Raw genomic sequence first — 21,060 nt, 5'->3', positions numbered from 1 at the left:
GTGACCTGGACGGGTAGTTACAGCTCGGCGGGAGGCAGGCGGCGGTTGCGGAGCGACGGGTTGACGCGGCGGGCCTCCTCCAGCACCGTGCGCTCGATCACGGTCCGGACGACCTCCGGCTCCTCGGGTGAGCCCGGGCCGGCCTCGGCCAGCACCTCGCCGAACGGGTCGAGCACCAGGGAGTGGCCGCAGTAGCGGGTCGCGGGCTGGCCGACGGCGGCGACGTACACGGTGTTCTCGATGGCGCGGGCGGCCAGCAGGGTGCGCCAGTGGTGCACCTTGCGCGGCCCGGCGACCCAGGCCGCGGGCACGACGATCAGCTCGGCACCGCGGTCGACCAGGGCGCGCGCGAGCTCGGGGAACCGCAGGTCGTAGCAGGTCATCAGCCCGACCTGCCAGCCACGGACGTCGATGACGACCGGCTCGAGCGGACCGGCGCTGAGCCGGTCGGACTCCCGGTAGCCGAAGGAGTCGTACAGGTGCACCTTGCGGTACGACGCCGCGACGGCGCCGCGCACGAGCAGGGTGTTGTAGGGCCGCTCGGGGTCCGGGCCGGACTCGAACATGCCGGCGACGACCGTGGTGCCCTGTGCCGCCGCGGCAGTAGCGAGCGCGGTGCCGAACGGACCGTCGACCGGCTCGGCGTACGGGCTGACGTCGGAGCCGGCCTCGCCGAAGTCGCGGGCGTAGGCCTCCGGGAACACCACGAGGTCGGCGTCCCCGGCATGCTCGGCGGTGAGGCGGGTGAGGGCGTCCCGGTTGGTCGCGGGGTCGAGCGCCGACGCGGCCTGCACCAGGGTGAGGCGGAGCTGTCGGGGGGTGGGACTGGTCACGGTGCCAGCGTAGGCCCGCCCGGAACCCGGCACTCTGGGAGACTCGGGGGCGTGGTGATCGAGCGCGGACTGTCCGGATATGCGGCGATCGTGCTGGCCGGCGGGCAGGGGTCGCGCCTGGGCGGGGTCGACAAGGCGTCCATCGAGGTGGACGGTCGTCCGCTGCTCGAGCATGCGCTCGACGCCGTGGTCGACGCGAGCGAGGTGGTCGTGGTGGGGCACCCGGTGCCGACCGAGCGCCCGGTGACCTTCGTGCGCGAGGAGCCGCGGTTCGGCGGGCCGGCGGCCGGGCTGCTGACCGGGCGCGACATGCTGCTGCGGACGTTCCCGACGCTCGCGGTGCTCGCGGTCGACATGCCGCGGCTGCACTCCGGCACCTTCCGCCGGCTGCAGGAGGCGGCGGTGGGCCACGAGGGCGCGGTGCTCGCGGACGCCGACGGCCGCCGCCAGCTGGCGTTCGTCGTGGAGACCGCCCGCCTGGACGCGGTCCGGCCGGACCACGAGGGCCAGCACGGTCTGTCGGTCCGCGCGCTGCTGGCGCCGCTCGACCTGGTCGCGGTGGCGCCGGTCGGGGACGAGGCCCGCGACATCGACACCTGGAGCGACCTGCGCGACATCGCCTCCCAGGGACCATCTCTGGACTGACCCCGGACTGTCCGAAACCCTTGTCACCGGGCGGGCCGTCGTATCACTCTGGTCGGGTGAACCTCCACGACTGGATCGACGAGTTGTGCGACGTCCTGGACATCGAGGCCGAGGCTGACGAGGGCCTGCTGGTCGACCTCGCCGGGATCACGCACGAGAACGTCCACCCCGCTGCCGGATTCGTGACCTCCTTCCTGCTCGGCTTCGCCGCGGGCGAGCGGGGCGCCGACCCCGACGCCGTCGAGCGGCTCGCCGCGAAGGCCCAGGCCCTCGCCGAGTCGTGGGACCGGCCGGCCGGCGCGCCCGCCGAGGAGGACGTCGACGTCGACTTCGAGGAGCTGGCGGACGCCGACTACTCCGACGAGGACTCCTTGGTCTGACGCCGGCCGGCCACCACGCCGACTGTCAGACTGCCTGCATGCGCGCTGTCACCCAGACCGCCCCCGGCGGCCCCGAGACCCTTCTCGTCACCGAGCTCGCCGACCCGGTGCCCGGCCCCGGCGAGGTCCTCCTCGACGTCGCCGCCACGGCGGTCAACCGGGCCGACCTGCTCCAGCGCCAGGGGTTCTACCCGCCGCCGCCCGGCGCCTCGGACGTGATCGGGCTGGAGTGCAGCGGCACCGTCACCGCTGTCGGCCCCGGCGTGACGGCGTGGACGGTGGGTGATGAGGTGTGCGCGCTGCTGGCCGGCGGCGGCTACGCGAGCCGGGTCGTCGTACCGGAGGGGCAGGTCATGCCCGTCCCCCACGGCGTCGACCTGGTGAGCGCCGCGGCGCTGCCCGAGGTGGCGTGCACGGTGTGGTCGAACGTCTTCATGGTCGCCGGGCTGCGCCCGGGCGACGCCTTCCTCGTCCACGGCGGTGGCGGCGGGATCGGCACGTTCGCGATCCAGCTGGCCGCGGCGTCCGGCGCCCGGGTGCTCACCACCGCGGGCAGCGAGGAGAAGCTCGCGCGGTGCCGCGAGCTGGGCGCCGAGGTGGCGATCAACTACCGCGACGAGGACTTCGTCGAGGTCGTGCGGGCGGCCACCGACGGCGCCGGTGCCGACGTCGTGCTCGACAGCATGGGCGCGAAGTACCTCGCCCGCAACGTCGACGTCCTCGCCGACGAGGGCCGTCTCGTCATCATCGGCATGCAGGGCGGCGCGAAGGCCGAGCTGAACATCGGCCAGCTGCTGTCCAAGCGCGGCGCCGTCATCGCGACCGCCCTCCGGTCGCGCCCGGTCGAGGGCAAGGCCCGGATCTGCGCGTCGGTCGTCGAGCACGTGTGGCCGCACGTGGCCGACGGCACGATCCGGCCGGTCGTGTCCGCTGTGCTCCCGCTCGACGACGTCGCCGAGGCGCACCGGATGATCGAGTCCGGCGACGCGGTCGGCAAGGTCGTGCTCACCCCCTGATCAGACCGGCCTGCTGTCGTCCAGGCACAGGATGTTGTCCTCGCTGTCCTTGAACCAGGCGGCGTGGCCCATGCCCTCCATCCCGGCCACGTCACCGTCCCAGGTGACGCCCGGCATGTCGTAGTGCTCGAAAGTCAGGCCGGACGCGCTGAGCTCCTCGACCACGGGCCGGACGTCGGGCACGTGGAGCTGGGCGATGGTGTGCCCGGCCTTCCCCGCCTCCTGCGTCTCGTAGAGGAAGAAGTCCGTGCCACCCGTCCGGTAGACCAGCCCGCCCGGGTTCTCGTCGACCGGCTCGAGGCCGAGGGTGTCGGCGTAGAACCGACGGGCGCGCTCGAGATCCGCGGCCGGGATGTTCGCGGTGACCTGACAGCCCTCCAGCAGCATCGGACGGCCCTCCTCAGGCGCTCTGGAAGCGCGGGTGGTGGAGGTCGTGGAAGGTCGCGTCCTGCATCGCGTACGCCAGCTCGCGGCGTACGTCGGCGGGCGGCTCGATCCGCTCACCCTGCCGCGCGGCCTCCTCCGAGGTGAAGGCCACCGTCTCGACGAAGGAGCCGTCGGGCTCGATCGCAAGCGTCCCGCCCAGGATCTCCGGGCGCATCTCGTGCAGGGTCGTGGTGTCGGCCAGCATCGCCTTGAGGCGGCCGGGGTCGTCGACCCGCCCCGTGATGATCTGGACGAAGCCGGCCTCGTCGGAGCCGCCGTCGAGGAGCAGGGTGACGTCGTCGCAGTCGTGGAACACGGGCGGACCGTCCATCAACGCGCCGAGCCGCTCGGCCCAGGCACCCTGCTCGGGACGGTCCGAGTTGGCCGTCGCGGCGTCGCGGGACGTGAAGCGGACGACCGCCATCAGCTGGTCGTCGTCGGTGAAGCCATAGGTGCCGCCCAGCCAGCCGGTCGCGCCGGCGGCCAGGTCACGGCGCCACTCCTCGAGCATCGTGTGGACCTCGTCCTGCCGGGTGCAGGGGCCCTGGATCATCTGGATGAACATCGTGCTGCCTCCTCGGTCGCGCTTCTGGGTCGTGCAGGTCCGCAGAACCGGTCGAGGCAGCTCACACCGGGCCCCGGCCGGGCCCGTTGGCAACCTACGCCGACGCGACGGCGGCGCCATCCCCCAACGAGGGGATCAGTCGGGCGGCCGGGCCGAGCGCGGGGGTGCCGGTAGGTTGGGGGCATGAGCGAGAACGCCTCTGGGAGCGAAGAGCAGATCGTCGTCATCGGGCCCGACGGCCAGCCGATCGGCACCGTCCCCGCCTCCGCTGTCGAGCAGGCCGGCCAGGCCGGTCAGACCAGCCAGACCGGTGACGACGACGGCGACGGCGAGCGCGGGCTGACCGACCTCGTCGAGCAGCCGGCGAAGGTGATGCGGATCGGCAGCATGATCCGCCAGCTCCTCGAGGAGGTGAAGGCCGCGCCCCTCGACGAGGCCAGCCGCACCCGGCTCGCCGCGATCCACCGCTCGTCGATCGCCGAGCTCGAGCAGGGCCTGGCCCCCGAGCTGGTGGAGGAGCTGGAGCGCCTCTCACTGCCGTTCACCGAGGACACGATCCCGTCGGAGGGTGAGCTGCGGATCGCCCAGGCCCAGCTGGTCGGCTGGCTCGAGGGGCTCTTCCACGGCATCCAGACCGCGATCTACGCCCAGCAGATGGCGGCACGCGCGCAGTTCGAGCAGATCCGCCGCGCCCTGCCCCCGGGCATGAGCCTCGGTGGCCCGGGCGGACCCGGTGGCGCGCCGGGCGGCCAGCCGCACGAGCAGGCCGCCCCGGACCAGCAGGGCGGCGATCAGCCGTCCTCCGGCGGGATGTACCTCTGAGCCGACAGCCTAGGGTCGGCGTCGGCCCAGGCGGGAGACCAGAAACAGGCCGAGGAGGCCGATCAGGCTGATCGCGCCGCCGGACGCGAGCACCCGCCCGATCTGCGGCGGGTCGCCCAGCGGCTCGTCGGGCTGGTGGAAGGCGACCGGCGCGGGCGGCGGCTCCGGCACGGGCGGCGGCTCGACGGACGCGAGATAGGCCTTGAGCGTCGCCGCGATCTTCGGCGTCAGCCCCTTGGGCAGCAACACGGCGCCGCCGCAGGCGTCGGCGACGATCCCGTCGACGGTGTCGCGGGTGAAGAAGAGGTACGACGCCCCCTGCTGCACGCCCGGCTGCGCGCCGACCGGCCAGTCGACGGTGACCGCGGCCTGCTGGCCCTTGGCGACGTCACCGCGCCAGGTGCGCCGCACGGTGACGCCGTAGGCGACCCGGCCCGAACCGGCCGTCGGCGTCGCGGCGTCGACCCGGCCGACGAAGACGTCGTCCGACGCGGCCGCGCGCTGGTCGACGGCGATCTCGTCGGTGAGGTCGACCGGCGCGCACTCAGCGGGAAGGCCGCCCTCCAGCCCCGACGCGGCCCCTGGCAGCACGACGAGCGTCGCGGGCACCGCGAGCAGGGCGGCACGGAGCAGTCGGGGGGACCTCACCTGTCCATCCCACCAGATCCAGCGGCGGGGAACCAGCGCCCGATCTCGACGGCGGCGCCGTCGTCATCGACGGAGTCGGTCACCGCGTCGGCGACCGCCTTCACGTCGTCGACCGCCTGGCCCATCGAGACCCCGCGACCGGCCCACTGCAGCATCTCGATGTCGTTGCGGCCGTCGCCGATGGCGAGCACGTCGGCCCGGTCGACGCCGAGCTGCTGGGCGACGTACTCGAGGCCGGACGCCTTGGAGACCCCGACGGGCGCGAGGTCGAGCCACGCCGTCCAGCCGACGATGTAGTCGGTGCCGTGCAGGCCGAGATTGGCCGCGAGCGCCACGAAGTCCTCGGCGGTGGCCTTCGGGTCGCGGATGATCACGCGGCTGACGGGCTCGGCGACCATGTCCTCGACGGCGGCCACGATCGTCGTACCGCCGAGCTCGCCGTCGGGGAACGCACCCGACACGCGGTAGCCGACGCCGCGCTCCTCGACCGCGACCAGCGCGTCGGGGTGCTGCTCGAGGACGGCGGCGACCGCCGGGCGGGCGTCGAAGGTGACCTCGTGGACCACCTCGGCCGGCGGGTAGCGCAGCACGACCGCGCCGTTGGCGGCGACGATCCACAGCTTCTCGCCGTGGCCGTGGAGAGCGAGCTTGTCGGCCACGACCGTCATGTTGTGCGGCGCGCGGCCCGACGAGAGGACGATGTGGGCGCCGGAGTCGAGGACCCGCTGGACGGCGTCGTGCACCGCGGGCGTGACCTCCTCGTGGCTCATCCCGAGCCCCGCCACCCATTTGAGCAGGGTGCCGTCGATGTCGAGGGCGACCAGGCGCGGACTCCAGCCGGGCTCGCCCGGTGCCGGCGTGCTCGTCGTGGGGTGGTTCACCTCTGCACCGGCTCGAGGACCTCGAGGCCACCCATGAACGGCTGCAGCGCCTTCGGGACCCGCACCGATCCGTCGGCCTGCTGATGGGTCTCGAGCACGGCGACGATCGCGCGGGTGATCGCGGTGAGCGTCCCGTTGAGGGTGGCGATCGGGCCTGTCCTGTCCCCGAAGCGGCCGCGGGTGTCGAGGCGCCGGGTCTGGAAGTCGGTGCAGTTGGAGGTCGAGGTCAGCTCGCGGTACTTGCCCTGGGTCGGGATCCACGCCTCGCAGTCGAACTTGCGGATCGCGCTGCCGCCGAGGTCGCCCGCGGCGATGTCGACCACCCGGTAGGCCAGCTCCAGCTTGCCGAGGAACTCCTTCTCCCACGCGAGCAGCCGCTGGTGCTCGGCGGCGGCGTCCTCGAGCGTGGCGTAGACGAACATCTCGACCTTGTCGAACCAGTGGACCCGGATGATCCCCTTGGTGTCCTTGCCGTGCGAGCCGGCCTCCTTGCGGAAGCACGGGCTGAAGCTCGCGTAGCGGCGGGGCAGGCTGTCGCCGTCCAGGATCTCCTGGGAGTGGTACGCCGCCATCGGCACCTCCGAGGTGCCGACGAGGTAGAGGTCCTCGCCCTCGATCCGGTAGATGTCCTCGCCGCCGCCCTGGTCGAGGTAGCCGGTGCCCTCCATCGCCTCCGTGCGCACGAGCGACGGCGCGATCACCTGCGTGAAGCCGGCGTTGCGGGCCTGCTCCATGGCGAGGTTGACCAGCGCCAGCTCGAGCTGGGCGCCGACGCCGGTGAGGAAGTAGAAGCGGCTGCCGCTGACCTTGGCGCCACGCTCGAGGTCGATCGCGCCGAGCATGCGGCCGAGCTCGACGTGGTCGCGGGGCTCGAAGCCCTCGGCGGCGAAGTCGCGCGGCGTACCGACCTCCTCGAGGACCACGAAGTCGTCCTCGCCGCCGGCGGGGGTCTCGTCGGCGACCACGTTGGGGATCGCCTTGAGGGCCGTCGTCCAGGCCTCGTCGGCGCCGGACTGCGCGGCCTCCAGGTCCTTCACCTCGACCGAGAGCTGCTTGACCTGGGCCAGGAGGGCCTGCTTCTCGTCACCGCTCGCCTGCGCGACCTGCTTGCCGAAGGTCTTCTGCGCGGCGCGCTTCTCCTCGAAGGCGGCGATGGCCGCGCGGCGCGCGGTGTCGGCCTCCAGCGCGCGGTCGACCACGTCGGGAGACGCCCCGCGCTTGGCCTGCGAGGCACGGACGCGGTCGGGCTCGTCGCGGAGGATGCGCGGGTCGATCATGCCGCTCAGGCTAGCCGCCGGGCCCCACACCCCGCGCATCGGTTTGTGTCTGAAGCGCCGTGCAGGAATCGCCGCTGAAGCGGTGAAACTGCCACTTCTTGCGCGTTGCAACGGTCAAGAAGCGCAGGAAGCACCTCCTCAGCGGCGATTCCTGCACGGCCACAGCCTCAGAACGGCGAGATCGGGTCGGGGGCGGGGAAGAGCAGGTCGAGCTCGGCGAGGTCCTCGGAGGTGGGGACCCAGGCGTCGGCCGCGGCGTTGGCGGCGACCTGCTGGGGCGAGGTCGCGCCCGCGATGACCGACGAGACGGGCGACTGGGCCAGCAGCCAGCCGATCGCGACGGTGACCTCCGAGACGCCCCGGGCGGCGGCGAACGCCGAGTAGGCCTGGAGCGTCGGCGAGACGGCGTCCTCGAGGAGATGCCGGCGGGTGCGGGCCAGCCGCGTGCCCTCGGGAGCGGAGCCGGACGCGTACTTGCCGGTGAGCAGGCCGTTGGCCAGCGGGAAGTACGGCAGCACCCCGAGCCCGAGCTCCCGGGCGGCCGGCAGCACCTCGAGCTCGGCGCGGCGGTCGGTGAGGTTGTAGTGGTTCTGAGCGGAGACGAACCGCTCGACGCCGAGCTCGCGCGCGACGTACGCCGCCTGGGCGATCTGCCAGCCGGACCGGTTCGAGTGCCCGAGGTAGCGCACCTTGCCCGCGCGGACCAGGTCGTCGAGGGCGGACATCGTCTCCTCGATCGGGGTGCGCGGGTCGGGGGTGTGGAACTGGTAGAGGTCGATCCAGTCCGTGCCGAGGCGGCGCAGCGAGGCCTCGACGGCGGTGCGGATGTAGCGGCGCGAGCCGCGGGCGCCGAAGTCCGGCCCGTTGATCCCACCCATGTCCATGCCGAACTTGGTGGCGACGATCACGTCGGGCCGGCGGGCGCCCAGCGATCGCCCGAGCCGTTCCTCGGCGAGACCGGGCGTGGCGCCGTACGTGTCGGCGACGTCGAAGAGGGTGATCCCGGCGTCCAGAGCGGCGCCCACCACACGGTCGCTGCCCTCCTGCGACTCGGTGGCGGCGCCCGGACGGCCCAGGTTGTTGCAGCCGAGGCCGACACGGGACACGACGAGGCCGGAGCGGCCCAGGGTCACGGCGGAGGGGGTCACGGAGGAGGGGGACGTCATGTCCCCGACGGTAGTCGGGGAGCGTGACGGTCCGGTGTCGGTGCCCGCTCCTAGGTTGACGACGTCACCCCCACCCGGAATCGGAGCCGCCTCATGTACGCACCCGCCCTCGACGACGAGATCACCAGCCTGACCCGCTACATCGACCAGCAGCTCGACGCGATCCGGGCCGCGGCGTACGGCCTGACCGAGGAGCAGGCCCGGGCCACGCCCTGTCGCAGCGACCTGTCGATCGGCGGCCTCCTCAAGCACACCCTCCACGGGATGCGTGGCGCGGTGGGGCGCCTGCGCGGCGAGGCGGCGGCCCACGACACCAGCGAGGCGGGCGTCGCGGCCTACCTCGCGCAGTTCCGGCTCACCGACGACGAGACGACGCTCGAGGTCCTCGCTGCCTGGGACGCCGCGCGCGCCGACCTGCTCGCCGCGCTGGCCGACGCCGATCCGGGCGCCGAGGTGCTCGCGCCGGCAGAGCCGTGGCACGGCCGGTTCGAGCCGCAGCCGATCCACCTGCGCTTCTTCCTGCTGCACCAGGTGGAGGAGCTCGCGCGTCACGCCGGTCACGCCGACATCATCCGCGAGCAGCTGGACGGCGTCTCCGTCCCGGCGCTGGTGCTCACGGTCGAGGGGGCTCCGGCCAACCCGTTCTTCACCCCGTTCGAGCCGGCGCCGGGGACGATCGGCGCCTGATCCGGGCGGAGGACCACCGCCCCGCCGCTGCGCGGTCCCGGCCGCAGTTGACCTATTCTCCGGGGGTGCTCGACCGACCCCGACGGACTCCCCTGCTGGCCGCCCTGATCCTGCTCGCCCTCTTCGGCGCGGTGGCCGGGGCCGTGGCCGCCGAGTGGGCCTGGGTGATGGACCTCGACGGTCACGGCGAGTCGGCACGCACGTGGGCGGGTGACCAGGAGTGGCTGGGCCACCCGCTGCGCGTGGTCGAGGTCGCCTTCGGCACCGCCTGCATGACCGCGATCACCGCGGTGATCGCCGTCGCGCTGTTCGTGAAGGGCCATCGGCGGGCCGGGATCCTGGTAGCGGCGGTGATGGCGGCGACCGCCCTCCTCACCTACGGCACCAAGGTGCTGGTCGGTCGCGGTCGGCCGGTGTGGCAGGACCCGGAGTACTTCCTCCACTCCAACGCGTTCCCCTCCGGGCACACCTCCGCCGCGGCCGCGTTCAGCGGCCTCGTGGTGCTGCTCGCCGTGATGCTCGTCCGGCGCCCCGGCATCCGGCGGCTGCTCATGACCCTCGCCGTCCTCGTCTGGGTGCTCGTCGCGGCCGACCGGATCCTCCTCGGGCGCCACTTCCCCAGCGACGTCGTCGGCGGCACGCTGCTCGGCCTCGGTGTCCTCCTGCTCGGGGTGGCGCTCTACAACCCGCTCCCCCGCAGCCATGCGCGCAAGGCCGAGCCGCTGCCCGAGCCGTTCCCGTCGGCGCGCAACCTGGCGGTCGTGCTGAACCCGATCAAGGTCGAGTCAGTGGAGCAGTTCCGGTCGCTGGTGACCCAGCTGGCCCTGGAGTCCGGCTGGAACGAGCCGCGCTGGTACCTCACCACCGTCGAGGACTCCGGCACCGGCCAGGCCGAGCAGGCATCGGTCGAAGGAGCCGACCTCGTCATCGTGTGCGGCGGGGACGGCACCGTGCGCGAGGTGTGCGCCGAGCTCGCCGGCACCGGCATCCCGGTGGGCGTCGTACCGGCGGGCACCGGCAACCTGCTGGCCCGCAACCTCGAGATCCCGCTCTTCATCCGCGCCGCGATCGACATCGCGCTCACCGGCCAGGACCGGGCCATCGACATGGTCGAGGTCGACGGCGACGGCATCGAGCCCTCGCACTTCATGGTGATGGCCGGCATGGGCTTCGACGCCGCGATCATGGAGGGCGTCAACGAGGACCTCAAGAAGAAGGTCGGCTGGCTCGCCTACGTGCTGTCCGGGCTCAAGGGCCTGATGTTCCCGGCGATGAAGCTGGAGATCTCCGTCGACGACGGCCCGTTCACCAAGCACCGCGCCCGCACCTGCGTGATCGGCAACGTCGGCAGCCTGCAGGGCGGGATGAACCTGCTTCCCGACGCGGCCATCGATGACGGCCAGCTCGATGTCGTCCTGCTCTACCCGCGGCGCTTCCTCAGCTGGATCCCGCTCGTGCTGCGGGTCGTGACCCGGCGCGAGCGCAACGCCGGCGAGTCCGTCGCGCGGATGACGGGCCGCAAGGTCGTCGTACGGGCGTCGGGCGAGGTGCCGCGCCAGCTGGACGGCGACACCATCGGGCTGGGCTCGGAGCTGCGGATGGAGTGCATCCACGGCCGGGTGCTGGTGCGCGTGCCCCGCAGCTAGCAGCTAGCTGCGGGCGAGCCGCGCATGGGCGACCGCCTCGGCCTCCTCAGGCGACAGCTCCTGCTCGCTGCTCCACCCCGCGACGGACTTGGCGTAGGTGCGGGCCTCGTTGCGACCCCGGATCGAGGTGAGGACGACGCCGTCACCGGCGTCGTCGAGCAGCGCGAGCGACCACGACAGCCGGCCGCCCATCTCGTCGAAGGCGTCGTAGCGGACGACGGCGAGGTGGCGCAGCGCGCCCACCGCCTCGGCCCGCAGCGCGGCGACCTCGCGACGTAGGCCCGCCGCATCGGCCGGCAGGTCCTCTCCGCCACCCGCGGCGGCGGCCCGTCCGTTGCGGAGCGCGACCGCGAGGGCGGCCGCGGCGAGCAGCAGGGCGAGGATCGAGAGCGCGACGGCCATGCGGGCAACGGTACGGACCCGGCCGGGCCCGGCGCGTCCGCACGCGCCGGGCCGACCCGGCCTGCCGCGATGTCAGCCGAGCGGCTTCGCGTCCTCGAGCTGGTCGGCCAGCTCGTCGAAGATCTCGGCGTACGCCTGGTAGGAGTACGGCGCACCCGCGTACCACTCGTAGACCTGGCCGGCCTTGACGGCAGGCAGGTTGGCCCAGGTGTCGATGCCCTTCATCTTCTCCTTGACGGCGTCGGTGTTGCGGATGTCCATGAGGATGACGTCGGCGTCCGCGAAGCCGGGGGCCTGTTCCCAGCTGAGCTCGGTGAAGACCTTGCCGTTCGAGGCGCCCTCGGCGCTGATCAGGTCGACGCCGGCGGACTTGAGTGTGCCGGTCTCCGGGAGCTCGTCGGGGTTGACCACCCAAAGGGACGTCTCGCTGCCCGAGGCGACGAGGACCTTCAGGTCCTTCTCGTTGGCGGTGACGGCCGCCAGCGCCTCCTGGTAGTCCTCCTTGGCATCGAGGAGCTCCTCGTTGCAGGTGGTGTCGGCGCCGAGCTTGCCGGCGAGGTCCACGAAGAGCTCGATGGCCTCGTCGATGTCCTTCGGCTGACCGTTGAGCCCGAGGATCGGCGCCAGGTCGTTGATCTGCTTCTCGAGCTTGCTCGGGACGTACCAGAGCTCGCCGGAGAAGGAGAAGTCGAGCAGCAGGTCGGGCTCCATGGCAGCGAAGGCGTCGACGTCGAACTCGCCCCACGTCTTGCCGAGCGTGGTGAGCTCCGCGAGGTCCACGTTGCCGCGCTGGTATGCCGATGCCGGGTCGTCGCCGAGCTCGCCGTAGATGCCGTCGACCTTGTAGCCGGCGTCCCACAAGGAGGCGGCGATGCTGTTCTGGGCGACGACGGTGGTCGGCACCTCGTCGAGGCTGACCTCGGTACCGCGGGTGTCGACGTACTCGAAGCCCCCGGTCGGTGCGGCGGACTGGCACTCGGCGAGCGTGTCGTCGCCGGCGTCGTCCTTCGCGCCCGGGTCGGTGTCGCCGCTGCAGCCACTGAGGGCGACCGCCGCCGCGAACGCGGTGGCCACCGCGATCGGGGCGCGGCGCGCGCCAAACCGTCGTCGGGTCATCTGGTTTCCTCCTCGGATGGGGCCGACGGGGTCGTCGACACGTTCTTGCGCGGGATCACGAGCGGTGTCCCGCACTCGGGGTCGGGGACGACGCGGCAGGCGAGGCCGTAGACGTCCTCGACCAGCTCCTCGGTGATCACGTCCGCCGGGGAGCCCTCCGCCACCACGCCGCCGTCCTTCATCGCCACCAGGTGCGTGGCGTAGCGGCAGGCCAGGTTGAGGTCGTGGAGCACGGCGACGAGCGTGTAGCCGCGCTCGGTCCGCAGCCGCTCGCACAGGTCGAGGACCTCGACCTGATGGGCGATGTCGAGGTACGTCGTGGGCTCGTCGAGCAGCAGGATCTCGGTGCGCTGCGCCAGCGCCATCGCGAGCCAGACCCGCTGCCGCTGGCCGCCGGAGAGCTCGTCGACCAGCCGCTCGGCCAGGTCGCCGATGTCGGTGGCGGCCAGCGCCTCGCGGACTGCCTCCTCGTCGTCGCGGGTCCACTGGCGCAGCAGGCTCTGGTGGGGGTACCGCCCGCGCGCGACCAGGTCGGCGACGGTGATCCCGTCCGGCGCGACCTGGGCCTGGGGCAGCAGGCCGAGTCGACGGGCGACCTCCTTGGAGGAGTACCGCTGGATCGCCTGCCCGTCGAGGTGCACGGCGCCCGAGCGCGGCTTGAGCAGGCGCGCCAGGCCGCGCAGCAGGGTGGACTTGCCGCAGCCGTTGGCGCCGACGATGACCGTGAACGACCCGTCGGGTACGGCGAGCGTGAGGTCCTCGCTGATGACCCGCTTGTCGTAGCCGAGGGTCACCGCCTCGGCCCGCAGCCGCTGCCCGGTCCCGTCGCCAGAGAGAGTGCTCATGCGTGTCCCTTCCGCCATTCGCGGGTCAGCAGCCAGGCGAGGAAGGCCCCGCCGATGAGTCCGGTCACGACGCCGACCGGCACCTGACGCGGCTGGAAGAGCTCGCGCGCGGCATGGTCGGCGAGCACGAGGACCACGGCCCCGGTCAGCCCGGACGTGACGAGGTTCGGCCCGCTCGCGCCGGTCAGGCGGCGGGCGATCTGCGGGGCGCTGAGCGCCACGAACACGATCGGCCCGGCCGCGGCCACGGCGATGCTGCTGAGCAGCACGCCCACCGCGATCGCGACCATGCGCAACCGGTCGGTGCGCTGCCCGAGGCCGGCCGCGCTGTCGTCGGCGAGCTCGGCGATCATCAACGGCCGGGACAGCCCGACCGCTGCCAGGCAGAGCACGCTCACCGTCACGACCAGCCAGCCGACACCGTCCCAGCTCGCGCCGGCCAGGTTGCCGACCAGCCAGCCGCCGGCCTCCTGCGCGTCGTAGACGTCGGCCTGGACGATCAGCATCGAGTTGACCGAGAGCAGGAGCGCGCCGAGGCCGACGCCGATCAGCACCAGCCGGAGCCCGTCGAGCCCGTTGCGCAGCGCGAGGGCGTAGACGACGACGGCGGTGGCCAGGCCGCCGATGACCGCGCCGACCGAGGCACCGGCGAACCCGCTGCCCAGCACGAGGAGCGCCACCAGCCCGCCGGTGGAGGCGCCGGTCTCGAAGCCGATGACGTCGGGGCTGCCCAGCGGGTTGCGGGAGATCGTCTGGAAGATCGAGCCGGACATGCCGAGCGCGAGTCCGATGAGGAGGGCGTTGACGACCCGCGGGAGCCGGGAGTCCATGACGAGGTAGTCCTCGAACGCCGAGCCCTCGCCGCTCAGCGTCGCGACCAGGCGGGGGAAGCCCATCTGGATCTCGCCGAACAGCACCGAGCAGACGGCGACGACGACGGCGAGAGCCAGCAGCAGCACCACGACCAGCACCGAGCGCGGCGCCACGGGCAACGCGACGGGGCCGATCCGCACGGACCGGACGCCGAGGTCGACGGCTCCGGCGCCGCGGCCGGAGGGGCCGGCGGGATCGGCGGGATCGGCGCGGCGGCGTACCGGGGCGCCCACGGGCGGTGGGGAGGTGCGCGGGGTGGTCACAGATGCGCCAGTCGACGGCGGCGGACGAGGACGATGAACAGCGGTGCCCCGATGAAGGCGGTCATGATGCCGGCCTCGACCTCCCGCTCCGACGCGATCCGCCCGGTGGTGTCGGCCAGGAGCAGCAGCGCGGCAGAGAGCACCATGGACAGCGGCAGCACCCAGCGCTGGTCGGGACCGACGAGGTGCCGCGCGACGTGCGGCAGGACCAGGCCGAGGAAGGCGATGGGGCCCGCCAGCGCGGTCGCCGCTCCGCACAGCAGGGTGATCGCGAGCGCGGTGAGGATCCGCAGCCGGCCGAGGTTCACGCCCAGCGCTCGGCCGGTGTCCTCCCCCAGCGCGATCGCGTTGAGCGCCGGCGACACGAACGCCGCGACCAGCCCGCCCGCGACGAGGAACGGCCAGATCGTGCCGAGCACCGAGATCTCCCGCCCGACGACGGATCCGACCAGCCAGAAGCGCATCGTGTCGAACGCGGCCTGGCTGGAGAGCGCCACCCCGTTGACGTACGACGACAGCACGGCCGTGAGCGCCGCGCCGGCCAGCGCCAGCCGGACGGGCGTGGTGCTCGCCCGGCCACCGGACCCGAGCACGTAGACGATCACGGACGCGGCCGCCGCCCCGGCGAAGGCGAACCAGATCTGGATCCCGGCGGACGTCACGTCGAGGAGCGCGATCCCGGTGACGACGGCGGCGGCCGCCCCGGCGTTGACGCCGAGCAGACCGGGGTCGGCGAGCGGGTTGCGGGTGAGCGCCTGCATCAGCGCGCCCGCGGCACCGAGGGCGAGCCCCACGACGAGGGCGATCACCGTGCGGTCCAGACGCAGGCCGCGGACGATGTCGCGGGCCGGGGTCGCGCCGGGGTCGACCAGCTCGCGCAGCACGGTGCCGGGGCTGAGCCACTCGTTGCCGATCATCAGGCTCAGCACGACGGTCATGCCGAGCACCGCGGCCGCGCCGACGAGAGCGGCGACGCGACGCGGCGTACCGATGCGGCGCTGCTCGGCGCGCGGGGAGGCTAGGGCGGTCATGGCTTAGGGGAGGCTAACCTGCTTTGCCCGTCCGGGCGAGCCCGCCCAGCGGACGGACGGTGCCCGCGGCGGCGCCGGTGCCACGCCCTACCCTTGGCGCATGGCCCGCATCGCGTACCAGGGGGAACCCGGCGCCAACTCGCACATCGTGTGCAAGCAGCACTACCCGGAGGCGGAGGCGGTGGCCTGCGCGTCCTTCGAGGACGTCTTCGCTGCCGTGGCGAGCGGCGACTGCGACCTCGCCCTCATCCCGATCGACAACTCGATCGCGGGCCGGGTGGCCGACATCCACCACTTCCTGCCCGACTCGGGGCTGCACATCGTCGCCGAGCACTTCCTGCGCATCCAGTTCCACCTGATGGTGGTCCCCGGGACCTCCGCCGCCACCCTGCGGACCGTGCACAGCCACGTCCACGCGCTCGGCCAGTGCCGCAAGGTGATCCGCGAGCTCGGGCTGGCGCCGATCATCTCCGGCGACACCGCCGGCGCCGCCCGTGAGATCGCGGAGGCCGGTGACCCCACCCAGGCCGCCATCGCACCGCCCCTGGCCGCGGAGATCTACGGGCTCGAGATCCTGCGCGAGGACGTCGAGGACGAGGACCACAACACCACGCGGTTCGTGCTGCTCTCACCGGAGTACGTCCAGGCGCCGCAGGGCAACGGGCCGGTCGTCACGAGCTTCGTGTTCAACGTCCGCAACCTGCCGTCCGCCCTCTACAAGGCGCTCGGCGGGTTCGCCACCAACGGCATCAACATGACCAAGCTGGAGAGCTACATGGTGGGCGGCGAGTTCGCCGCCACCCAGTTCCTCGCCGAGGTCGACGGGCACCCCGACGACCCCGGCCTCAAGCGGGCACTGGAGGAGCTGACCTTCTTCACCACCGACATCAAGGTGCTCGGGGTCTACCCGGCCGACCCGTTCCGCGGCTGAGGCTGCCGTACGACGCCGCGCGGGCCGGCGCCCGGGATAACGCAGCCGTCCCGGACACGTTGTGACAGTTGTCTCCCGCGCCGACCCGCCGCGCACTAGGGTCGGCGGTGACAGGTCGGGGAGAGAGGGCGAGCCGGGCGGATCTCCGCCCAGCACAGCGAAAGGGTCAGCATGGCAACGTTCTTCGAGCACTTCTCACCCCAGGAGATCGCGCGGATCAGCGCGACGGGGCGGCGCGTGAAGCTCCCCGAGGGCTGGTCCCCGATCTGGGAGGACACCCCTGCCGACAAGGCGTACATCCTCCTCGAGGGCAACGTCTCGGTGCGCCGCGACGGCGCCGAGATCGCCCAGCTCGGACCCGGCGACATCGTCGGCGAGGCGGCGATCGTCGGGCAGCGGCTGCGCAACGCCACCGTGGTCGCCCTGACGCCACTGGACACGATCCACCTGACCGACGACACGCTGCGCGAGCTCGACGCCGAGTGGCCCGCCTTCCACGAGGCACTCGTCGAGGTCGCCCAGTCGCGCCTCGGCGACCCGGCCTGACCCGGCCCGCCCGGGCTCTCCTGCCGTGACGGCCTCCGACGACCCCGCCGCCCAGCAGGACGGCGGGGTCGTCGCCGCGCTCGAGGAGCACCTGCTCGGCGAGGCACCCTGGCTCACCCAGCGACAGGTCGCGGAGCGGGCCGGCGTACCGCTCGCGACGGCCAACGAGCTGTGGCACCTGCTGGGCTTCGCCCACGTCCCCGACGACGCGGCGGCGTTCACCACCGCCGACGTCCGGGCGTTGCAGCTCACCAGCGACCTGATCCGCCTCGGGATCCTCAGCCAGGACCGGCAGGACGGCCTGGTCCGGACCTGGGGGCGCAGCTTCGCCCGGCTCGCCGACTGGCAGGTCGCCCTGCTCGCGTCCGTGGCCGCCGAGGTCGGCGCCGACCCCACCGAGGGGCTGCTCGCGATCTCCGACGAGACCCTGCCGCGGGTCCAGGAGCTGCAGAGCTACGTCTGGCGCCGGCATCTGCTCAGCGCCGGCTCACGTCTGCTGGCGGAGCGGTCCTCCGGCCCGACGGCGACGCTGGCCGTGTGCTTCGTCGACATCGTCGGCTACACGTCGCGCTCACGCACCCTCACCGACCGCGAGCTGGTGAGCTGGCTGGAGTCCTTCGAGTCCGTCGTGCTCGGCCTGACCGTCGACCGCGGCGGCCGGATCATCAAGAACATCGGCGACGAGCTGCTCATCGTCGCCGACTCCGCCGAGGCGATGGCCGACATCGCCCTCGAGCTCACCCGCCGCGGCGCCGACCCCGACGACCCGTTCCCGGCGGTCCGCGCCGGCATCGCGTACGGCGAGGTGGTGACCCGCCTCGGCGACGTGTTCGGGCCCGTCGTCAACATCGCCGCCCGGCTCACGTCCGTGGCGCGGCCGAGCTCGGTCCTCATCGACCTCGGCGCCTACGCGGCACTCACCGGCGGCGAGGGCGACGACGACACCGACCACGCCGGCACCTACCGCTTCCGCCGACTGCGCCGGATCTCCGTCAAGGGCTACTCGCGGCTGAAGGTCTGGGTGCTGCAGGCCACGGTCTCGCCGTGATGCCCCACCCCCGTCCGGTTTCCCACCGCGGGCGCGTGGGAAGGTCGTGGACGGCACGCCATGGGGCGTGCCCGATCCACTGAGACAGGAGTTCCGCTACATGCGCATGTCCCGAGCATTCGCCGTCGTCGTGGCCGCGGTGCTGATGGCGGTCGCCAGCCTCGCCGGCGCGACCGGCCCGGCCTCGGCCAAGGCCACCAAGACAACCGAGATCCGGTTCGAGTCGCCCGCGGCGACCGGCACCGGCTACGGCGACTACTACAGCATCTACGCCTACGTCTACGAGACCGGCACCAGCAACCGGGTGTACGCCGGCGGCCTGACCCTGAACTCGCGGCCGATCGGTGGCAGCACCTGGACGCCGCTGGCCGCCAACACCAGCGCGTACGTCATCGAGGGCTTCCAGCTGTCGGAGTCGTTCGAGTACCAGGCGGTCTACGCCGGTGCCACCAGCGGCAGCAACACCTACACGCCGGCGACGTCGCCGGTCTTCACGGTCAACGTGGAGCGGGGCATCAAGTACATCGAGAAGAGCGCGAAGAAATTCTGCGCCGAGGTCGGCCCGCTGTCCGCGCCGTACAAGAACAAGCCGGTGACGACCTACTACAAGGTCGCGAAGAAGAAGGGCTGGCAGAAGGGCTGGACCTTCCGCACCAACAAGTTGGCGCAGCACTGCTACAAGATCACCAAGACCAAGGCCCCCAAGGGCGTGAAGGTCCCCAAGGGCCCGAAGCTGAAGGCCATGAAGACGGTCTTCGTGAAGGCCGGCGGCATGAAGAAGCACGTCGACATCCAGCAGTACACCTACTGAGGGACGCCGCACCGACGACGAGGGGCGGGACCGGCATCGTGCCGGTCCCGCCCCTCGTGCGTGTCGTGCCCGCCCCGCCGGGTCAGCGGATGGTGACCTGGCGGTTCGCCAGGCCGTTGCGGGCCGAGCGCTGCTCGGTGGTGAGATCGGACGTGTCGGCCAGCGCCGCGTCGAGCTTGGCCCGGAACGACGTCGCGGCCTCCTCGAGCGGCTCGGCGCCGGTGCCGACCGCGAGGTCCCAGACCGGGGTGAGGAGTCCGTGGGCGCGGAACATGCCGACGAACCGGGCGTCCGGGACGATCACGTCGTCGCCGGAGACGTGCAGGCGGGCGAGAGCGTCGAGCAGCGCGTCCTCGGGCTCGGGCATCACCCAGCGCAGGTGCTCCTTGGCACCCATCCGGGTCCAGTACGCCGCCGTCACCTCGGTGAGCCGGGCCGTGGGCGACGCGGCACCCTCGGCCTGCTCCAGCGCCTGCGCCAGCTCCGAGTTCGCCTCCATGTCGGAGACCCAGTAGTCGAACCCGTCGTGGACCTCGACGGCGAGGGCGCCGTCGGCGACCAGGTCCTGGAGCCGCGGACCGGGGCCCGGCGGAGCGGTCAGGCCGACCATGCCGGCGCCGGGGTCGGCCGCGAGTGCCTCGAGCAGGACCGCGCCGAGGTCGCGCGCCGGGTCGCCGAAGTTGTGCTGGACCTGCAGGCCGAGCCAGATCTCGCCGCTGTCGCGGACGAGCGCGGGAGCCGCCATGGGCAGCAGCGTGCAGAGCTTGACCACGCGGTCGGCGTACTCACCCTGGAGCGTGAGCGACGCGGTCGCCGCCGGCACCAGCTCACGCAGGGCGACGATGTCGCACTCCGAGGCCAGTCCCTCGAACGGGCGCTTGACGAAGACCTGGCCCCCGCCGGGCGCGCCGTGGCAGGCCTTGTAGCGCTTGCCCGACCCGCACGGGCAGGGTTGCCGGGGGCCGACCTCGCCCGCGGGGGTGACGGCCGAGGCCTTGGTGCGGTTCTTCTTCGCCATGCGCGGAAACCTACTGGTCGGGCCCGAACCGCTGCTCCAGCAGGTCGAGCATGAGCCGCGGCCGGTCGCTGATCACGGCCGCGACCCCGAGGTCGAGGCAGCGCTCGAGGTCCTTCTCCTTGTTGACCGTCCAGACGTGGATGTCGCGGCCGCTGCGGGCGATCGACTCGCCGACCCGTGGGTGGTCGCGGAGCATCTTGATGCCGGGGCCGACGATCCAGTCGCGGCCGATCACGCGGCGCAGCATCGGCCACGAGGTCGGCTTGTCGAGCAGCTGGACCAGCCGGATCTCGGGCGCGAGCCGCTCGACGCGCTGCAGCGCGGTGAAGGAGAAGCTCATCACGCGCACCGGCGCGCCGGCACGGTCCCAGCCGAAGTCGCGCAGCATCTCGACGAGCCGCTTCTCCACGAGTCCGCCGTACCGGGTCGGATGCTTGGTCTCGATCGCCACCTCGACGCGGCGGTCGTAGTCGGCGACGGTCTCCAGCAGCTTGCGCAGGGTGAGGACGCCGCGCAGGTTCTCGTCCTCGTCGGGCGCCTCGTCGTCGAGATCGGCCCAGGGGTTCTTCCAGGCGGCGAAGTCGAGCTCGGAGAGGTCGGCGAGGTCCATCGTCGAGACGAAGCCCTTGGTCGCGGCCGTACGACGCAGGTCGCGGTCGTGCACGCAGACCAGATGGCCGTCGGCGGTGAGCCGCACGTCGCACTCGAGGCCTCCGGCGCCGGCACCGAGCGCCTCCAGGTAGGCACCCAGGGTGTGCTCGGCGAGCTCGTGACTGGCGCCGCGATGGGCGACCACCTGCGGTCGAACGGTGGGCACGCACCGATTGTGGCAGGTCCCTCGGGTCGGCTGGGTCCGAGGAGGGCCTCAGGGTCGGATCCGGGTCGAACCGGGGTCGTTCCCCGATGTCCGGAGGGAGCCGGCGAGGCAAGGTGGAGGCATGAGCAACTACGAGAGCTACCCCGCCCCCCACGGCCCCTCCGCACCGCGCCGGCTGACCCGCCGCGAGCAGGACAAGATGGTCGCCGGCGTGTGCGCCGGCGTGGCTGCGCACGTCGGCATCGACACCACCGTGGTCCGGCTGCTGATGGTCGCCGCGACCATCTTCACCGGCGGTGCCGGCATCCTGCTCTACCTCGCCGGCTGGTGGCTGATGCCGCGCGGCTGAGCGACCCGCCTACCCTGA

At 72.7% G+C, this 21,060-nt stretch carries 25 protein-coding genes; 11 read left to right on the top strand and 14 right to left on the bottom strand.

All coding sequences use genetic code 11. The annotated features are described in order from the left end of the window. Nucleotides 1-17: 17 nt before the first annotated feature. Nucleotides 18-833 (bottom strand): carbon-nitrogen hydrolase family protein, encoded by an 816-nt coding sequence (locus KVF89_RS01810; RefSeq protein ID WP_257422833.1) that lies wholly within the window; start codon nucleotides 831-833, stop codon nucleotides 18-20. A gap of 51 nt (nucleotides 834-884) precedes the next feature. Here KVF89_RS01810 and mobA point away from each other — a divergent pair, with 51 nt between their 5' ends. The 3 genes from mobA to KVF89_RS01795 are packed head-to-tail and all read left to right on the top strand — an operon-like array spanning nucleotide 885 to nucleotide 2,874. Next, complete coding sequence (gene mobA, locus KVF89_RS01805; RefSeq protein WP_257422831.1) at nucleotides 885-1,478, top strand: molybdenum cofactor guanylyltransferase; 594 nt, start codon at nucleotides 885-887, stop codon at nucleotides 1,476-1,478. A 56-nt stretch (nucleotides 1,479-1,534) separates the two neighbouring features. Beyond that, complete coding sequence (locus KVF89_RS01800) at nucleotides 1,535-1,858, top strand: DUF6457 domain-containing protein (protein WP_257422829.1); 324 nt, start codon at nucleotides 1,535-1,537, stop codon at nucleotides 1,856-1,858. A 38-nt stretch (nucleotides 1,859-1,896) separates the two neighbouring features. Then, complete coding sequence (locus KVF89_RS01795; protein WP_257422827.1) at nucleotides 1,897-2,874, top strand: NAD(P)H-quinone oxidoreductase; 978 nt, start codon at nucleotides 1,897-1,899, stop codon at nucleotides 2,872-2,874. On the opposite strand, the gene KVF89_RS01790 is transcribed toward KVF89_RS01795, so the two are convergent. Together KVF89_RS01790 and KVF89_RS01785 are read right to left on the bottom strand one after the other, a co-directional pair. Beyond that, nucleotides 2,875-3,261, bottom strand: a complete 387-nt coding sequence (locus tag KVF89_RS01790; protein WP_257422825.1) for a VOC family protein — start codon at nucleotides 3,259-3,261, stop codon at nucleotides 2,875-2,877. It abuts the gene before it with no gap. A gap of 13 nt (nucleotides 3,262-3,274) precedes the next feature. Next, a complete protein-coding gene (locus KVF89_RS01785) occupies nucleotides 3,275-3,865 on the bottom strand; it encodes a hypothetical protein (protein WP_257422824.1) in 591 nt (196 codons plus the stop codon). A gap of 183 nt (nucleotides 3,866-4,048) precedes the next feature. On the opposite strand from KVF89_RS01785, the gene KVF89_RS01780 reads away from it, so the two are divergent. Then, entirely contained in the window at nucleotides 4,049-4,687 is a 639-nt protein-coding gene (locus tag KVF89_RS01780; protein ID WP_257422823.1) for a bacterial proteasome activator family protein, read from the top strand. Nucleotides 4,688-4,696: 9 nt separating this feature from the next. Here the strand turns inward: KVF89_RS01780 and KVF89_RS01775 are convergent, their stop codons facing one another. The 4 genes from KVF89_RS01775 to KVF89_RS01760 all read right to left on the bottom strand — a co-directional run bounded on the left by KVF89_RS01775 (nucleotide 4,697) and on the right by KVF89_RS01760 (nucleotide 8,659). After that, nucleotides 4,697-5,335: a hypothetical protein gene (locus tag KVF89_RS01775; RefSeq protein WP_257422821.1), complete on the bottom strand. Its 639-nt coding sequence runs from the start codon at nucleotides 5,333-5,335 to the stop codon at nucleotides 4,697-4,699. Beyond that, nucleotides 5,332-6,216, bottom strand: coding sequence for an HAD family hydrolase (locus KVF89_RS01770; protein WP_257422820.1), 885 nt, complete (start codon nucleotides 6,214-6,216; stop codon nucleotides 5,332-5,334). The genes KVF89_RS01775 and KVF89_RS01770 overlap by 4 nt, the downstream gene beginning before the upstream one ends. Next, entirely contained in the window at nucleotides 6,213-7,493 is a 1,281-nt protein-coding gene (gene serS, locus KVF89_RS01765) for a serine--tRNA ligase (RefSeq protein ID WP_257422818.1), read from the bottom strand. Before serS ends, KVF89_RS01770 begins: the two co-directional genes overlap by 4 nt. 167 nt (nucleotides 7,494-7,660) lie before the next feature. Continuing rightward, nucleotides 7,661-8,659 carry an aldo/keto reductase gene (locus KVF89_RS01760; RefSeq protein WP_257422816.1) on the bottom strand — a complete coding sequence of 333 codons (999 nt, stop codon included), beginning with the start codon at nucleotides 8,657-8,659 and terminating at the stop codon, nucleotides 7,661-7,663. A 93-nt stretch (nucleotides 8,660-8,752) separates the two neighbouring features. Between KVF89_RS01760 and KVF89_RS01755 the strand changes: the two genes are divergently transcribed. After that, nucleotides 8,753-9,346: a mycothiol transferase gene (locus KVF89_RS01755; RefSeq protein WP_257422815.1), complete on the top strand. Its 594-nt coding sequence runs from the start codon at nucleotides 8,753-8,755 to the stop codon at nucleotides 9,344-9,346. Between the two features lie 65 nt (nucleotides 9,347-9,411). Further along, nucleotides 9,412-10,992: a bifunctional phosphatase PAP2/diacylglycerol kinase family protein gene (locus tag KVF89_RS01750; RefSeq protein ID WP_257422814.1), complete on the top strand. Its 1,581-nt coding sequence runs from the start codon at nucleotides 9,412-9,414 to the stop codon at nucleotides 10,990-10,992. A gap of 3 nt (nucleotides 10,993-10,995) precedes the next feature. Here KVF89_RS01750 and KVF89_RS01745 read toward each other — a convergent pair whose 3' ends face one another. From KVF89_RS01745 to KVF89_RS01725, 5 genes are all read right to left on the bottom strand, one after another. Then, nucleotides 10,996-11,394, bottom strand: a complete 399-nt coding sequence (locus KVF89_RS01745) for a DUF4446 family protein (protein WP_257422812.1) — start codon at nucleotides 11,392-11,394, stop codon at nucleotides 10,996-10,998. Nucleotides 11,395-11,466: 72 nt separating this feature from the next. After that, complete coding sequence (locus KVF89_RS01740; protein ID WP_257422811.1) at nucleotides 11,467-12,510, bottom strand: ABC transporter substrate-binding protein; 1,044 nt, start codon at nucleotides 12,508-12,510, stop codon at nucleotides 11,467-11,469. Further along, a complete protein-coding gene (locus tag KVF89_RS01735; protein ID WP_257422809.1) occupies nucleotides 12,507-13,355 on the bottom strand; it encodes an ABC transporter ATP-binding protein in 849 nt (282 codons plus the stop codon). Before KVF89_RS01735 ends, KVF89_RS01740 begins: the two co-directional genes overlap by 4 nt. Further along, nucleotides 13,352-14,491: a FecCD family ABC transporter permease gene (locus KVF89_RS01730; protein ID WP_257422807.1), complete on the bottom strand. Its 1,140-nt coding sequence runs from the start codon at nucleotides 14,489-14,491 to the stop codon at nucleotides 13,352-13,354. The genes KVF89_RS01735 and KVF89_RS01730 overlap by 4 nt, the downstream gene beginning before the upstream one ends. After that, nucleotides 14,488-15,522 (bottom strand): iron chelate uptake ABC transporter family permease subunit, encoded by a 1,035-nt coding sequence (locus KVF89_RS01725; protein WP_257422806.1) that lies wholly within the window; start codon nucleotides 15,520-15,522, stop codon nucleotides 14,488-14,490. The genes KVF89_RS01730 and KVF89_RS01725 overlap by 4 nt, the downstream gene beginning before the upstream one ends. A 100-nt stretch (nucleotides 15,523-15,622) precedes the next feature. Here KVF89_RS01725 and KVF89_RS01720 point away from each other — a divergent pair, with 100 nt between their 5' ends. The 4 genes from KVF89_RS01720 (at nucleotide 15,623) to KVF89_RS01705 (ending at nucleotide 18,858) form a co-directional block, all read left to right on the top strand. Then, complete coding sequence (locus KVF89_RS01720; RefSeq protein ID WP_257422804.1) at nucleotides 15,623-16,453, top strand: prephenate dehydratase; 831 nt, start codon at nucleotides 15,623-15,625, stop codon at nucleotides 16,451-16,453. Between the two features lie 171 nt (nucleotides 16,454-16,624). Then, a complete protein-coding gene (locus KVF89_RS01715) occupies nucleotides 16,625-16,999 on the top strand; it encodes a Crp/Fnr family transcriptional regulator (protein ID WP_257422803.1) in 375 nt (124 codons plus the stop codon). A 25-nt stretch (nucleotides 17,000-17,024) separates the two neighbouring features. Next, a complete protein-coding gene (locus KVF89_RS01710; RefSeq protein WP_257422801.1) occupies nucleotides 17,025-18,047 on the top strand; it encodes an adenylate/guanylate cyclase domain-containing protein in 1,023 nt (340 codons plus the stop codon). Nucleotides 18,048-18,147: 100 nt separating this feature from the next. After that, nucleotides 18,148-18,858: a hypothetical protein gene (locus tag KVF89_RS01705; RefSeq protein ID WP_257422799.1), complete on the top strand. Its 711-nt coding sequence runs from the start codon at nucleotides 18,148-18,150 to the stop codon at nucleotides 18,856-18,858. Nucleotides 18,859-18,940: 82 nt separating this feature from the next. Here KVF89_RS01705 and KVF89_RS01700 read toward each other — a convergent pair whose 3' ends face one another. Beyond that, complete coding sequence (locus KVF89_RS01700) at nucleotides 18,941-19,876, bottom strand: DUF5926 family protein (protein WP_257422798.1); 936 nt, start codon at nucleotides 19,874-19,876, stop codon at nucleotides 18,941-18,943. A gap of 10 nt (nucleotides 19,877-19,886) precedes the next feature. After that, a complete protein-coding gene (locus KVF89_RS01695; protein ID WP_257422796.1) occupies nucleotides 19,887-20,693 on the bottom strand; it encodes a glycerophosphodiester phosphodiesterase in 807 nt (268 codons plus the stop codon). A gap of 121 nt (nucleotides 20,694-20,814) precedes the next feature. Here KVF89_RS01695 and KVF89_RS01690 point away from each other — a divergent pair, with 121 nt between their 5' ends. Further along, nucleotides 20,815-21,042 (top strand): PspC domain-containing protein, encoded by a 228-nt coding sequence (locus KVF89_RS01690; RefSeq protein WP_257422795.1) that lies wholly within the window; start codon nucleotides 20,815-20,817, stop codon nucleotides 21,040-21,042. Nucleotides 21,043-21,060 lie beyond the last annotated feature (18 nt).

Origin of the sequence: Nocardioides carbamazepini (genome assembly GCF_024614185.1) — a bacterium.
Taxonomy (GTDB): domain Bacteria; phylum Actinomycetota; class Actinomycetes; order Propionibacteriales; family Nocardioidaceae; genus Nocardioides; species Nocardioides carbamazepini.
The sequence above is the reverse complement of the archived record's forward strand: the minus strand, read 5'-3'. Positions and strand labels throughout refer to the sequence as shown.